At 66.4% G+C, this 14,462-nt stretch carries 14 protein-coding genes; 2 read left to right on the top strand and 12 right to left on the bottom strand.

Features of this window, described 5'->3' with window-relative positions; translation table 11 throughout:
- Positions 1-183: 183 nt before the first annotated feature.
- The 11 genes from zipA to ccmA form a co-directional block, all read right to left on the bottom strand.
- A complete protein-coding gene (zipA, locus tag MC381_RS07540; protein ID WP_251977118.1) occupies positions 184-1,458 on the bottom strand; it encodes a cell division protein ZipA in 1,275 nt (424 codons plus the stop codon).
- Positions 1,459-1,667: 209 nt separating this feature from the next.
- Positions 1,668-5,189, bottom strand: a complete 3,522-nt coding sequence (gene smc / locus MC381_RS07535) for a chromosome segregation protein SMC (RefSeq protein WP_251977117.1) — start codon at positions 5,187-5,189, stop codon at positions 1,668-1,670.
- A gap of 80 nt (positions 5,190-5,269) precedes the next feature.
- Positions 5,270-6,523 carry a c-type cytochrome biogenesis protein CcmI gene (ccmI, locus tag MC381_RS07530; protein WP_251977116.1) on the bottom strand — a complete coding sequence of 418 codons (1,254 nt, stop codon included), beginning with the start codon at positions 6,521-6,523 and terminating at the stop codon, positions 5,270-5,272.
- Positions 6,520-7,005, bottom strand: coding sequence for a cytochrome c-type biogenesis protein (locus tag MC381_RS07525; RefSeq protein ID WP_251977115.1), 486 nt, complete (start codon positions 7,003-7,005; stop codon positions 6,520-6,522). The genes ccmI and MC381_RS07525 overlap by 4 nt, the downstream gene beginning before the upstream one ends.
- Entirely contained in the window at positions 6,996-7,523 is a 528-nt protein-coding gene (locus MC381_RS07520; protein ID WP_251977114.1) for a DsbE family thiol:disulfide interchange protein, read from the bottom strand. The genes MC381_RS07525 and MC381_RS07520 overlap by 10 nt, the downstream gene beginning before the upstream one ends.
- Complete coding sequence (locus tag MC381_RS07515) at positions 7,520-9,556, bottom strand: heme lyase CcmF/NrfE family subunit (RefSeq protein ID WP_251977476.1); 2,037 nt, start codon at positions 9,554-9,556, stop codon at positions 7,520-7,522. The genes MC381_RS07520 and MC381_RS07515 overlap by 4 nt, the downstream gene beginning before the upstream one ends.
- 45 nt (positions 9,557-9,601) lie before the next feature.
- Positions 9,602-10,057 carry a cytochrome c maturation protein CcmE gene (ccmE, locus tag MC381_RS07510; protein WP_251977113.1) on the bottom strand — a complete coding sequence of 152 codons (456 nt, stop codon included), beginning with the start codon at positions 10,055-10,057 and terminating at the stop codon, positions 9,602-9,604.
- On the bottom strand, positions 10,054-10,233 hold the full coding sequence (gene ccmD, locus MC381_RS07505; RefSeq protein ID WP_251977112.1) for a heme exporter protein CcmD: 180 nt from the start codon (positions 10,231-10,233) through the stop codon (positions 10,054-10,056). The genes ccmE and ccmD overlap by 4 nt, the downstream gene beginning before the upstream one ends.
- Before the next feature lie 15 nt (positions 10,234-10,248).
- Positions 10,249-10,980 carry a heme ABC transporter permease gene (locus MC381_RS07500; protein ID WP_251977111.1) on the bottom strand — a complete coding sequence of 244 codons (732 nt, stop codon included), beginning with the start codon at positions 10,978-10,980 and terminating at the stop codon, positions 10,249-10,251.
- Positions 10,981-11,030: 50 nt separating this feature from the next.
- On the bottom strand, positions 11,031-11,732 hold the full coding sequence (gene ccmB / locus MC381_RS07495) for a heme exporter protein CcmB (protein WP_251977475.1): 702 nt from the start codon (positions 11,730-11,732) through the stop codon (positions 11,031-11,033).
- Between the two features lie 11 nt (positions 11,733-11,743).
- Positions 11,744-12,373, bottom strand: coding sequence for a cytochrome c biogenesis heme-transporting ATPase CcmA (gene ccmA / locus MC381_RS07490; protein ID WP_251977110.1), 630 nt, complete (start codon positions 12,371-12,373; stop codon positions 11,744-11,746).
- Between the two features lie 156 nt (positions 12,374-12,529).
- Here ccmA and MC381_RS07485 point away from each other — a divergent pair, with 156 nt between their 5' ends.
- Positions 12,530-13,003, top strand: coding sequence for a LexA family protein (locus tag MC381_RS07485; RefSeq protein WP_251977109.1), 474 nt, complete (start codon positions 12,530-12,532; stop codon positions 13,001-13,003).
- A gap of 8 nt (positions 13,004-13,011) precedes the next feature.
- Positions 13,012-13,623, top strand: coding sequence for an IMPACT family protein (locus MC381_RS07480; protein ID WP_251977108.1), 612 nt, complete (start codon positions 13,012-13,014; stop codon positions 13,621-13,623).
- A 66-nt stretch (positions 13,624-13,689) separates the two neighbouring features.
- Here the strand turns inward: MC381_RS07480 and MC381_RS07475 are convergent, their stop codons facing one another.
- Positions 13,690-14,367 carry a GntR family transcriptional regulator gene (locus MC381_RS07475; RefSeq protein ID WP_251977474.1) on the bottom strand — a complete coding sequence of 226 codons (678 nt, stop codon included), beginning with the start codon at positions 14,365-14,367 and terminating at the stop codon, positions 13,690-13,692.
- Between the last annotated feature and the right edge of the window lie 95 nt (positions 14,368-14,462).

Below are 14,462 nucleotides of genomic sequence, written 5' to 3'. Positions count from 1 at the left end.
GCGTCACGTTCGCCGAGAAGAGACCACCCGCGCCCCGGCGTCCGACCATGCCCACCAGCACCCTATCGAGATCTGCGAGCGACGATGGATCCAGAAACGACGGTGGGCCCGGAAACGACAACGGGGCCCGAAGGCCCCGTCTCGCGACTGACTTGCTGTGCGTGTTCTGCCGCCAGCCGGCCCTCAGTTGGCCTGATAGCGATGCAAGCGATGCCGCCGCTCGAACTCCTGTACGCGCTGGCGCGCGAATTCGATCGTCTGCGCCGTCATCACGCTATGGTTCTCGTCCTTCAGCTCGCCGCCGAGATTGCGCACCAGCACCATCGCCGTCTCGAGCATCGCCTCGAAGGCCGCGGCGGTGTCGTTGGCACCCGGCAACGGCATCAGGAAGGTCACGCCTGGCGTTACGATCTCCTGCATGCTGTCGAGATCGAACACGCCCGGCTTGACCACGTTGACCATGGAGAACTGCAGTTCGCTCTCCTCGGCTTCGCTCTCGTAGCGATGGAAGATGCCCATCTCGCTGAAGCGCAGGCCGCAGGCCAGCATCAAATTGAGCAGGTCGGCGCCATCGAAGCCCGCCTCGGTGCGCGCGAAGACGCTGATGACGATAACCTCTTCCGCATGCGACAGCGTCTCGCGGGCTCTGGCCGCGCTGACGTGATGCCGCTTGGCACGTTCGATGGCCGGATGCGGCGTGACCACGTCGCTGCGCGTCACGGGCTCCACCGACTCGGACGCCGTTTCCGGCTGCGGCGCTTCCGACCTGTCGGTGACCGGACGCGGCGCCGGCGTTTCCTCGGCCGCCCGTGGTTCGGCGGATTCGGCGACGGCCTCGGCTTCGGTCTGCGTGCGGGCCTGCACCGGAATCCACTCGTCGTGGGGCGCGACGGCGGTAATGCGCAGGCGCTCCTCGTCGATAGCTGGCGTGGCCGGGGCGGGCGCGGCGGATGCCGGCGTCTCGATCTCGGCCGGCTCGGCATGAGCGAGCTGGGGCTCTTCATGCCGCACGTCGACCTCCTCATCACGACGGTGGCTCAGTCGCTGGGCCGACTCCGTGACGCGACGAGCGCCGGCACGCATGGCGCTCTTGACGTTGTGCTGCATGTCCGCGAAGGAGCTGCGCGCCTTGCGGTTCAGAATACTCTGCTTGAGCGCTTCATCCGGAATACGTTCCTGACGCTTCGGCTCGGAAGGCCATACCGGCTCCGAGTCGTGACGTTCGAACGTTGCCGGGCGAACCACACGTGCCCCTCCATTGGGCAGTTCCCAGTTGACCTCGGCCTCACGGGCCGCCGCTTCCGGATCCGATTCGGATTCGGCGTCGTTTCCACTCTCTCCGGTCGCCCGGTCAAGGCGCGGAACTCGACGTTGGCGCTGGAGACGACGGAAGCCATCGATCACGATGGTCCCCACCAAAACCAGCCCCAGGATGATCAGCCACTCTCTTAGTTCCATGGGTCGTCTTGCCTGTTCGCGGTGCCACTATGCTGGAAGAGGACAACATGCCTGCGGCATGTCGGCACTAGCATAGCGTGATTTTTCAAAAATGGGCCACTTTTTTTCTTTGTCAAGTGAAGTTTTGCCCATCAGCAATCGCCCTTCAATTCTTCCCGTTGCCCGATATCCTATTACGCCTCTAGCCGGCTTGGCTATTTTCGACAAGTTCAGGATGCCTCCGCCAGGGAAGCCGCCTCGTCCACGCCGACGGAAACCAGGCGCGAGACGCCCGGCTCCTGCATGGTGACGCCCATCAATCGCTCGGCGGCTTCCATGGCAATCTTGTTATGGGTGATGAAGATGAACTGGACGCTCTCCGACATTTCCTTGACCAGCTTTGCATAGCGCCCGACATTGGCATCGTCCAACGGCGCATCGACCTCGTCGAGCATGCAAAATGGTGCCGGATTGAGCTGGAAGATGGCGAAGACCAGCGACAGCGCGGTCAACGCTTTTTCGCCCCCGGAGAGCAGATGAATGGTGCTGTTTTTCTTGCCGGGCGGACGCGCCATGATCGCCACCCCGGTTTCCAGCAAATCCTCGCCCGTCAGCGTCAACCATGCGGCTCCCCCGCCGAAGACTCGGGGAAAAAGCGCCATCAGCCCCTCGTTCACCTGCTCGAAAGTCTGCTTGAAGCGGGTGCGCGTCTCCTGATCGATACGCTTGATCGCCCGTTCCAGCGTCTCGACCGCCTCGTTGAGCTCGCTGTGCTGCGCTTCGAGGTAGTCGCGCCGTTCGGCCTGCTGCTCGTACTCCTCGATCGCCGCGAGGTTGATCGCGCCAAGCCGACGGATGCGCTCGCCGGTCTCTTCCAGCCGCGTCTGCCAGGCGGATTCGGTGGCATCGGCCGCCAGCCCCTCGCGCAGCACCTCGACATCCTGCTGCTGTTCGACGAGCTGCTCCTGCTGCGCATCGGCCTTGAGCGTCAGCGCCTGTACCTGCAGGCGCGCCTCCTGGAGATGCTGACGCTGCTGTTCGAGATCGCGCTCGTGTTGCTGACGGGCGCTTTCGTCCTGACGCAGCTGTTCACCCACCTGGTTGGCCTGGTCGCGGCAGCGGTTGAGCGTGGTCTCCTGCTCGCTGCGCGTCTCGAGCAGCCGTTCGAGACGCTCACGCTGGTCGTCGTCCGGGGCATTGAGCGTCTCGCGCTGGGTTGCCAGCGAGTCGCACTGCGCCGCCAGGCGGGAAAGCTGCTCGCGACTGCGTTCGGCCTGCTGCTGCAGCTCATGGCGCTGGGTCTCCAGTCGCTGTCGCTCCAGCGCCAGCGACTGCTGGCGTTCTCGTGCCTGCTGCTGCTGCTGACGCAACAGCGTCAGGCGCGACTGGGTCTGCTGACGCCGAGACTCGAGCTGTTCGCGTTCGACGGCCTGTGCCTCGGTCCGCTCGAGCGCCTGGTTCCAGCGCTCGCGAGCCTCCTCCAGCGTCAGCGTGCTCGCGTCCTGTCGTGCCCGCTGCTCGGCAATCTCTTCGTTCAATTCCTGGACTCGCGCATCGGCATGCTCCAGCTGACTGGAAACGGTCGCCAGTTGCGTCGACTGCTGCTGCCGCTCCCGCGCGAGCTGCGCCTCCTCCTGCTGCAGTCCTTCGAGTGCGGCTTCCGCGCCGGCGATCGTCTCATCGGCCGACTGAAGCGCGTGGTCGAGCGCCTCGAGCTGTGTCTCCAACGCGTCCAGCGTTGCCAGACAGCGCTCTCGACGCTGGCGCTGCAGCAGCACGCTGTCACCGGCGACATCGTCGCGTCCCAACCGACGCGCCCAGCCATGGCCGAGCCACAGGCCCTCCGCGGTGATCACGCTCTCGCCGGGCGCGAGCGAGGCCAGCCGTTGCCAGGCGGTATCGCTATCCGCCACGCAGTGTATGGGGCCGAGCAGCGACGCCAGCGCGCCCGCACCGCGCACGCGAGCCGCCAGCGATGCGGCGCCCTTCGTGGTATCGACAGCGCTGGCGTCGACGATTCTGGCATCGACGATCGGCAGCTCACCGCTCGCCAGCGACGCCAGCGGCTCACGCGCGCTGGCAGGATCGGCCACGCGCGCTTTCAACCAGGGCGAAAGGACCCAGGCGACCACGCGCTCCCAGCCGTCATCCACGTCGAGCTGTTCGGCCAGTCGCGGCGCCTGCGCGAGCGGATGATCGGCCAGCTCCGCGACGACACCGGCATCGCTGTCTTCCAGCGCCGCCGCAATCAGCGCCTCGAGCGAGGCGAGCTCGCCCTGCAGGCGATGCTGCTGTGCCTGCAGGCGCTCGCGTTCGGCCTGATGCTCGGCGCGTTGCTCACGCGCCGCATCGCGCGCGGTGCGGCGCGACTCGCGCCGGATCTCCAGCGTCTCCTGTCGTTCGTCGAGTACCGCGAGAGACACCTGAAGGGCATCACGCTGACGTGATAGCCCACTCACCTCGGGCAGCTCCGATAGCTGCTGGTGACGCCGCGCAATCGCCTGCGTCAGCGCGGCCAGCTCGCGCTCGAGGCGCTGAATCGTCTCCTGCTCACGCTCGGCCTGATGGCGGGTGTCACGCTCAGCGTCGCTGAAACGCTCCCACGCCTCGCGGCTTTCATCGGCCTCGGCCGCCGCCGTCTCGAGCTCGATATCGAGCCCGAGCTGGGTCTCGTCGGCCATCTCGATCTCCGGCAGCAGCGTTTCCAGCCGCGCGACAACCTCCTCGCCACGCGCCGCGTCCTGCGCCACCAGCTGGGAGAGCGATTCCCGTTCGGCCTGTGCCCGTTCGAGATCGGCGGCGAGCTGCTGGTCGCGCTGGCGCACATGCTCCCGCGACTGCTCGAGCCGGGCGATATCGGCACCGGTCTGGTAGAAGGCAGCCTGATGCTGCTCGAGCTCGAGAGCGAGCCGATCATGCTTGTCACGCCCTTCCGCCAAGCGCGTTTCGCACTGGCGCAGGCTCAACACCTCGCGCTCGACCTGTGTCTCGAGTTCGCCGACGCGGGCCTGCGCTTCCGCCTGCTGACCGCGCAGGCTCCGTTCGCGCAGCAGGGTCAGTTCCCCACGCAGCCGGTGCTCTTCCGTCTTGAGGTCGCGATAGCGTCGTGCCGCGTCGGCCTGACGCTTGAGTCGTTCGAGCTGCTTGTCGAGCTCTTCGCGGATATCGTCCAGGCGTTCGAGGTTTTCCTGGGTGCGTCGCAGCCGGTTCTCGGTCTCGCGCCGACGCTCCTTGTACTTGGAAATGCCGGCCGCCTCTTCCAGCGTGCTGCGCAACTCCTCGGGGCGGGCCTCGACCAGTCGCGAAATCATGCCCTGACCGATGATCGCGTAGGAGCGCGGGCCCAGGCCGGTGCCGAGAAAGATGTCGGCGATATCGCGCCGGCGACATTTCTGGCCATTGAGGAAATAGGTGGACTGCGCTTCACGGGTGACCTGCCGCTTGACGGCGATCTCGCTGTAGCTGGCCCAGGCGCCCCCGAGGCCGCCGTCGCGATTGTCGAAGGTGAGTTCGATCGAAGCCTGGCCTACCGGCGAGCGCCCGGTCGCCCCGTTGAAGATGACGTCGGTCATCGACTCGCCGCGCAAGGTCTTGGCCGAGGATTCGCCCATGACCCAGCGCACGGCATCGATGACGTTGGACTTGCCGCAACCGTTGGGCCCGACAATGGCCGTCATGTTGCCGTCGAACGGCACGGTCACCGGATCGACGAACGACTTGAAGCCCGCGAGCTTGATCGACTTGAGACGCATGCGGAAGGGGGACTCTCCTGCTACCGAAAGGCCCGGGAAGCGGCGCTTGGGGCCGCCGCCCGAAGCGGTTTCGGCAGAGCCTACGGCACCACGTGATCGATATCCAGCGTCAACGAATGCGTCTCGCCGACGCGCACGCCTTCGAGCCGGCCGTAGAGGTCTCCGGACTGCGGCGTCGCCTGACCGCTCGGCGAGACGCGCGCGACGAGGTCGACGCGCTCGACCTGCGACAGTCGCGCGTTGGCGGTCATCGCCTCGGCATCGCTCAGCGTGAGGGTAGTCGGCAGCGCGCCGAGCGTGGTCCGGGTAATCGCCAGCGGCGGGCGCTGGCCGTCGACGTCGCGGGCGACCAGAAAGACCGGTGTGGTATCGGGGAGGCGCGCGCGCAGCGAGGGCGCCAGGGTGAGATCCACCGCCAGGGCGCTTTCCGCCGCGCTTTCCGCCCCACGGTCGGCCGACGCGGCGGTTGCCGACTGGCCGCCCTGCGCCTCAAGACGCTGACGCGCGACCGCGATCACCTGGCGCAGCGCCTCGCCGGACTCGGCATCGTCATAACCCGCCATCGCACGGCGCCAGTAGTCGATCGCCGCCTGATAGCGCGCATGATCGAAGGCATCGATCCCAAGCAGCCCGAGCGCGGTGGGCTGGCGCGGATCGGCGTCCAGGGTCTCGTCGACCAGCGCCTGCACCGCATCGGTCAGCGTGCGCTCGGCGGCGAAGAACTTCATCTGCGCCAGCTGCGCCAGCAGCGTCGGTTGGCGCCCCTGTAGCGCGATCAGGCGTTCGAGCACGTCGATCGCGCGTCCGAGCTGGCCGCTGTCGCGATAGAGCGGGAAAAGTTCCGCCCACGCCTTGGGGTTGTCACCCTGGCGCCGGGCTTCGCTCTCCAGTGCGGCGATGCGCGTCTCCGGCGGCGCGTGGGCGAGCGAGCGAACGACCTGATAGAGCGCCAGATCCCGCTGCGCGCCGGTCTCGAGATAGAACGCGAGCGAACCGGCAACGGTCAGGATCGCCGCCACCGGCACGAGCCAGCGCCCGGCCCGCACGCGCTTGAGCGGCGGCCGACCCGCGCTGCCGGCATCCTCCAGCAGACGCCGCTCCAGTTCGGTGCGGTCTTCGGCGAAACGCGTCTGATCGATCTCGCCCGCCGCCAGCGCCTGCTCCAACGCGGCGAGCCGCTGGCGATAGATGGCCACGTTCTCGGCGTTGTTGCGATCGTCCGCTTCGAAGGTCATCAGCGCATCGCGCACCCCGGCGACACGGCGCAGCGGCAGCCACAGTAACGCCAGCGCCAGCGCCAGCAGCAGCGCGATACCGATCCATAGAGGGGTCATGACGTCTCCTTGGCCGCGTCGTCGGTGTGGCGTGCCATCAGGGCCTGCAGTCGGCGACGCTCCTCGGCGTCAAGGTCGGCGTGACGCAAGCGCCGGCGCCGGATCACGAAGGCCGCGATCACCCCGCCGCCGACGACGACCAGCGCAAAGGGCAGCCCCCAGAGCAGCCAGGTCCGCGCGTCGAGGCGCGGATCGTAGAGCACGTAGTCGCCGAAGCGCGAGATCATCGCCTGCTCGATCTCGGCGTCGCTATCACCCGCACGCAGGCGCTCGGCGACGCGGGCACGCATGTCTGCGGAGATCGGCGAGTTGGACGCTCCGATCGACTCGTTCTGACATTTGGGGCAGCGCAGCCGCTCCGTCAGCGCGCGGTAGCGACCGTCGAGCGCCGGGTCGTCGAAATGCTGAATCTCGATCGCGGCCGACGCGGCCGACGAGGCGACCAGCAGACAGACCAGCAGCAGCCAGCGAATCACTGCCATTGCGCCACCTGCGGCAGGATGACCTGCTCCACGTCCTGCGGCGTGATATAGCCGGTATGGTGATAGCGGATCACGCCATCGGCATCGACCAGAAAACTCTCGGGGGCGCCGTAGACGCCGAGATCGAAACCGAGCGAGCCTTCCGGATCGAACAGCGATACCGTGAAAGGGTCGCCGTACTCGTCGAGAAAACGACGACCGTTCTCACGCGTGTCCTTGTAGTCGACGCCGACGAGACGCACGCCGCGATCCGCCAACTCCAGCAGTTGTGGCATCTCCTGCTTGCAGGTCGGGCACCATTCACCCCAGACGTTGACCAGCGTGACCTGGCCCTCGAGCAACGAGCGGTCGAGCCGCTGCGAAGCATCGGCTAGCGTCGACAGCTCGAAGGCGGGAAACGGCTTGGCCAGCAGCGCCGAATCGCGTGCCGCGGGATCTTTCGCCAACCCCCGGTAGAAGAACGCTACCAGCACCGCGAAGATCGCCAGCGGTATCAGTAGCAGCAGACGTCGTTTCATCGCGAAATCTCCGGTGAGACGCGGTCATCGTTCAGTTCGGCGGCCGGCGTCTCGGCGCGGCGGAGCGCGGCATCCCGCCGAGCCACCCGGCGGTAGCGACGGTCGAGCACCGCGAGGAGCCCCCCCGCAGCCATCATCAAGGCGCCGAGCCAGAGCCAGCGCACGAACGGTTTGAGCTGGATGCGCAGCGACCAGTCGCCGTTGTCGAGCTCCTCGCCCAGGGCGACGTAGAGATCGCGAAACAAGCCCGGACGCAGTGCGACATCGGTCATCGGCATGCCGCTGGCGGTGTAGAAACGCTTCTCGGGCTGCATGACGAAGCCGCCGCGACCAGGACGCGTCACCTCGAGGGTCGCGGTGTCGGCGACATAGTTAGGGCCCTGACGCTCGCGAAAATCGGTCATCGCGAAGCGATAGCCGGCGACATCGACGCTGTCACCGGGTGCCAGGCGGACATTACGCTCGACGTTGTAATGGCTGACCATCGCCACCCCGACAATGGTCACTGCCAGTCCGAGATGTCCCAGCACCATGCCCCAGTAGGCTGGCGTCAGCTTGCGCAGATTCGCCAGACGTCCGCGACGGCCGGCCTTGCCGGCGTGGGCCGGGCGCGTCTTGTCGAACACATCTCGCGCCAGCGACAACATCAGCCACAGCGCCAATAGCAGGCCAAGGGTGACGCCAAGACTGAAACTGCCGCCGTAGAGCAACGGCAGGCCGGCGGCGATGACGATCGCCAGTACGGCGGAGAGCGCGAGCCGCCGCGCCAGCTCGCGTCCGGGCATGCGCTTCCAGCGCGCCAGCGGACCGAGTCCCATGAACAGGCAGAGCAGCGCGGTCAGCGGCACGAACAGCGCATTGAAGTACGGCGGCCCGACGCTGATCTTGCCCAGATTCAGGGCATCCAGCAGTAGCGGATAGACGGTCCCGAGCAGCACCGTGACGGTCATCACCACCAGCAGGATATTGTTGACCAGCAGCAACGAATCCCGCGATAGCCAGCCGAACCCGGCGAGCGACTGCACCCGCGGTGCACGCCACGCAAAGATCGCCAGCGAGAGACCCACGGTCAGTCCGAGTAGCCCGAGGATGAAGGTGCCGCGGGACGGGTCGTTGGCGAAGGCATGGACCGAAGTCAGCACGCCGGAGCGCACCAGGAAGGTACCGAGCAGCGACAGCGAGAAGGTGAAGATGGCCAGCAGGACGGTCCAGTTCTTGAAGGTGCCGCGCTTCTCGGTCACCGCCAGCGAGTGGATCAGCGCGGTGCCGGCGAGCCACGGCAGCAGCGAGGCGTTCTCGACCGGGTCCCAGAACCACCAGCCGCCCCAGCCAAGCTCGTAATAGGCCCACCAGCTACCGAGCGCGATGCCCACGGTGAGAAATGCCCAGGCGATATTGGTCCAGGGTCGCGCCCAGCGGGTCCATGCCGCGTCCAGTCGCCCGCCGAGCAGCGCCGCCATGGCGAAGGCGAAGACCACCGAGAATCCGACATAGCCCATGTAGAGCATCGGCGGATGCACGATCAGGCCGAAGTCTTGCAAGAGCGGATTGAGATCGCTGCCGTCGCTCGGCACGTTGGGCAGCACCCGCTCGAACGGATTGGAGGTGAGCAGGATGAACAGCAGAAAGCCGCTGCTGATCCAGCCCATCACCGCCAGAACTCGCGCCAGCATGTCCCGCGGCAGGCGCCGCGAAAACAGGCTCACCGCGAAACTCCAGCCACCAAGGATCAGGCCCCACAGCAGGACCGAGCCCTCGTGGCTACCCCATACCGCGCTCAGCTTGTAGTACCACGGCAACAGCGAATTGGAGTTGTTGGCGACGTAGGCGACGCTGAAGTCGTCCAGCGCGAAGCTCGCCGTGAGACAGAGATAGGCGATCACCAGAAACGCGAACTGGCCCCAGGTCATCGGCTGGGCAAACGCCATCCACAGCGGACGTCGCGTCGCGGCCCCTACCAGCGGCACGACCGCCTGCAGCAGCGCCATGGCCAGCGCCAGAATCAGCGCAAAGTGTCCCAGTTCGGGAAGCATTCGAATCAACATGAGGTCACTCGCACTCGCTACGAAACGCCGCCCTCAGGAGGACGGCACGCTGCCGTCGGGGAGGTTACCGGCCGCCTTCAGCGCCTCGGCCGCTTCCGGCGGCATGTAGTTTTCGTCGTGTTTAGCCAGCACTTGCTGGGCGATGAATTCGCCATCGGCATCGAGCTGGCCGACGACCACCACGCCCTGCCCCTCGCGGAACAGGTCGGGCAGGATATCGTCGAAGCTCACCTCGACATCGCTGGCAAAGTCAGTCACCTGGAAGCTGACATGCAACGTGTCCTGGTGGCGCTCGACGCTATCCTTCTTGACCACGCCACCGAGGCGCAGCGTCCGCCCGAGCGGCGCTTCGCCCGCCGCCACCTGGCTGGGGGTGAAGAACAGGTTGATGTTGGCGCGTAACGCATAAAGCGTCAGGCCGGCGGCTACGGCGACCAGTGCGACCAGCGCGAGCACGATAACCAGGCGTCGCTTGCGGTTGGCCCTCATGCGCTGTCCGCCTCGCGCCGCCGACGGCGCTGCAGCTGCTGCATCAACTGGCGCCGCTCGCGGCGCGCCCAGAGCACGAAGCCGACGATCATCAATGTCGCCAGCCCCCACGCGGGCCAGACGTAGCGGGCATAGCCGCCCATGGTCAGAAAGGCGGAAAAGGAGTCGAAAGCCATGTCACGGTCTCTTGGTCAGTCGGCGAGGGCCTGTACCCAGCGGGTGCGTGACTCGCGCCGCATGATTTCGTTGCGCAGCCGATAAAGGGTCAGGGCGATGAAGAAGCTGTAGAAGCCCAGCACCATGATCAGCAGCGGCACCCACATCGATGCCGGCATCGCCGGTCGCTCGGTCAGGGTGAAGGTGGCCGGCTGATGCAGCGTGTTCCACCACACCACCGAATACTTGATGATCGGAATATTGACCACGCCGACCAGCGTCAGCACGGCTACGGCCTTAGCGCCCTGGTCATCTCGCCCGTAGGCACCGCGCAGCGCGATAACGCCGATGTAGAGGAACAGCTGGATCAGCATCGCGGTGAGGCGCGCATCCCAGGTCCACCAGGTGCCCCAGGTCGGCACGCCCCATAGCGAACCGGTGAACAGGCCGAGAAAGGTCATCGCCGCGCCGAACGGCGCCATGACGGTGGCCGCCATATCCGCGACCTTGATCTTCCAGATCAGGAAGACCGCCGACGCCAGCGCCATGCCGACAAAGACGCTCTGGGCGAGGATCGCCGCCGGCACATGCACGTAGATGATGCGGTAGCTGTCGCCCATCTGGTAGTCCGGCGGCGAGAAGGCCAGCGACCAGACGGCGCCGACCGCCAGCAGCAGTCCCGCCGCGATCCAGAATCCCGGCTGCAGCCGCGCGCAAAGCGCGTGGCACCACTTCGGGGAGCCCAACTTGTGTACAAAGGTCCACATGCGTTAACCGCTACCTCGACAGTCCTGCGACGACCGCTACCGGTCGTCGTTTATCCGTTGACGCTGATTCGCAGCGCGCCGGCGATGGCAAAGGGCGCGCCGGCCACGGCGAGCGCCAGCATGGCCCCAAGCAGCGCCATGGCCGGTGCCGCACTACCGCCCGCAAGCGCCGTCTGCACCGCGCCGGCGCCGAAGATCAACACCGGGATGTAGAGCGGCAGAATTAGCAGCGACAGCAGGATACCGCCGCGCGGCAACCCTACCGTCAGCGCCGCGCCGATGGCGCCGATCAGGCTCAGCGTGGCACTGCCCAGCAACAGCGAACCGATCAGCACTGGCGCGGCGCCGGCCGGCAACGACAGCAGCACGCCAAGCCATGGTGCGCAAAGTGCCAGCGGCACGCCGGTCAACAGCCAGTGAACGACCACCTTGGTCAGACACAGCAGCGGCAGCGGCTGCGGCGCCAGCAGCATCTGCTCCAGCGTGCCGTCGGCATGGTCGGTGCGAAACAGGGCATCGAGCGACAGCAGCATCGCCAGCAGCGCGGCGACCCACAGCAGCCCTGGCGCCACGTCGGCCAGTCGTGCCGGCTGCGGCGAAATACCGAGTGGAAAGAGCACCACGACCAGCGCCAGGAACAGCAACGGATTGAGCCAGTCACCGCCACGCCGCCGGGCCAGGGCCAGTTCGCGACGCAGCTGCGCCAGGCAGACATGTGCCCAGCCGAGCCGTGTCGGCGTCGCGACAGGCATCTCGCGTGAGCTCATGCCGTCGCTCCCAAGATCAGCGAGTCTACACGATCGTTAGCCTGAAAAGTATGATGCGTGGTCATGATCACCGCCCCGCCCTGCTCGCCGTGGGAAAGCACGCGCTGCTCGAGCCACGCGACGCCGTGGCGGTCGATGGCGGTAAAGGGCTCGTCGAGAATCCACAGCGGGCGCGGCACCAGATCCAGCCGCGCCAGCGCGATGCGTCGCCGCTGCCCGGCGGAGAGCTGGTTCGCCGCGACGTCCTCGAAGCCCGTCAGGCCGACACCGGCCAGGGCGTCGTCGATTGCGGCTGCGGACACCCCCACCCCGGCCATCGCCGCCGACCAGGCAAGATTTTCCTGCGCCGTGAGCGCCGCCGCGACCCCGGGCTCGTGGCCGATGAACAGCAGCGAGCGACGGAAGGCCTCGCGCGCGCGCGCCAGCGGCTGCCCGTGCCACTCGATGCGTCCGGCGTCGGGCACCAGCTGGCCCGTCAGCAGCTTCAACAGCGAGGTCTTGCCACTGCCGTTGGCGCCTTCAATACGGACGATATCGCCATCGCGAAGATGCAGTTCCAGGCTGTCGAAAAGCCAGCGATCGTCGCGCTCGCAGGCGAGTTCATGGGCATCCAGCACGACGTTCACGACGAGCGACTCCCGGTCGTTCCATAGAAAGGGCGCCACTTTACCACCGCGAACCGGCATCGTCGCCCGGACACGCGGCGCGAGTCCGGGCGACGCACTATCTTGTCCGACGACGCTGCCTTGTTATGATGAGCTCACTTCACTCGGGAGAAGACGATGACAACCACCGCACCGAGCTACCTGCAACGCCAGCCGAACCTGCCGCTGATCGACGGCAACTGGGAATCCATCGATGCCACCGACCTGGTCGAGATCCCGCTGCTCGGGCGCGTCGCCGCCGGCCTGCCGATGGAAGCCTGCCTCGACCACGAGATGGTCCAGGTGCCGGCACGGCTGGTGCGGCGCAATACGTATGCGCTGCGCGTCAGAGGGGATTCGATGATCGACTGCAATATCTTCGACGGCGACGTGATCATCATCGAACGCTATGAATCGGCGGAGAACGGCGAGACCGCCGTGGTGCTGATCAACAACCAGGAAGTCACCTTGAAGAAACTGTTCATCGAGAAATCTGGTGTGCGTCTGCAGCCCGCCAACGACACCATGCCGCCGATCTATTTGAAGAACGAGGATGTTCAGGTGCTGGGACTGGTCATGGGCGTGATGCGCAATCCGCCCCAGGCCGCCTGACGCGCCCGATGCGCTATTCGATTCCCGCACTCGCGCCCGACGCAATCCACGCTAACACCCTCGAGATCGAGAAGAGCCGCTTCCTCTGCTGGCTGGCGCATACCCCCGATACGGCCGCCTTCGACCGTCTGCTGGCGTGCGCCCGGACCCGCCATCCCGATGCCAGTCATCACTGTTCCGCCTTTATTGCCGGTGCGCCGCAGGAACAGGTGGCGATCGGCTTTTCCGACGACGGCGAACCCGGCGGTACCGCTGGGCGCCCAATGTTCCAGGCCCTGGCAGGCAGCGGGCTCGGTCAGGTCGGTGCGGTCGTGACGCGCTACTTCGGCGGCACCAAGCTCGGTACCGGTGGCCTGGTTCGCGCCTACACCCAGGCCGTGCTGAAAGCGCTGGAAACACTGCCGCTTCGGGACCATACCGAGCGCCGCGTCTGCCGTGTACAGGTCGATTTCAGCCAGGAGGCCGAAGCCCGCCACTGGCTCGACACGCACGAGGTGCCGGTCGACGGCGCGGACTACGATAGCCAGGGCGTGACCCTGACGCTCGGCTGGCCGATGGACGATAGTCTGTCGCTGGAGACGCTGTCGCAGCGCCTGCGTGGCGGTCTGATCCGGCGCTAGCACTCGACGTGGCCGCCCTGTCCCCGCCCGCCTGTCTCAACGTCCACGCGCTGTCGTGTCGAGCGCCTAGCTCTGACCCCGCTCATCGATCTGGCAGGCGCCGAGCGCCACCTCGCCGGAGAGCCGGATATGCGCCTGCAGGAGGTCACAGGCCGCCCGACTGTGACCCGCCAGCGCCAGCGTCACCAACTCGGCATGCTGACTGTCGAGCGTCTCGCGAATGGCGGGGTTGGCGGGGGCCATACGGCGATAGCGGTCGAACTGATCATGGAGCTGCTCGATGAAGCGCAATAGCCACGGCGAACCGCACTGCTCCAACAGGCAGCGATGGAACTGCAGATGTGCCTGTTCCCACTGCTCGAGGTCGGTGGCCGTCTCGTCCGCCCGCTTGAGCCGATGGCCGGCCCCGATAAGCCGCGCTTCCCAATCGGCATCGCCACGCGCCAACGCCTGCGTCAGCGCTTCGCCCTCGAAACGCTGACGTAGAGCAATGATGTCATCGAGCTCATCGCGCGACAGCGCCGGCACGCGAAAACCGCGCTGATTTTCCTGCTCCAGCAGACCATAGGCGGCCAGCCGATTGAGCGCTTCGCGCAACGGACTCAGACCGATCCGGTAGTGCTGCTTGAGTGCATTGATCGCCAGCTTCTCGCCGGCGCGAAACCGACCGCCGATCAGATCGCGCTTGAGCGCCGTATAGATCTCGCTGGTGGCACTCGCCGCCAAAGACTCCTGACTCCCCATGAACGCTGCTCTCGCTGCCGCGGTGGTGGCACCCTCGTCATCGGGCCTTGACCCGATATCGATATCGACGCCATAGTAAAAAATCGATTTTTCCA

Origin of the sequence: Salinicola avicenniae, from assembly GCF_023736115.1 — a bacterium.
Taxonomy (GTDB): domain Bacteria; phylum Pseudomonadota; class Gammaproteobacteria; order Pseudomonadales; family Halomonadaceae; genus Salinicola; species Salinicola avicenniae.
This window is presented reverse-complemented; position numbering and strand designations above follow the sequence as displayed.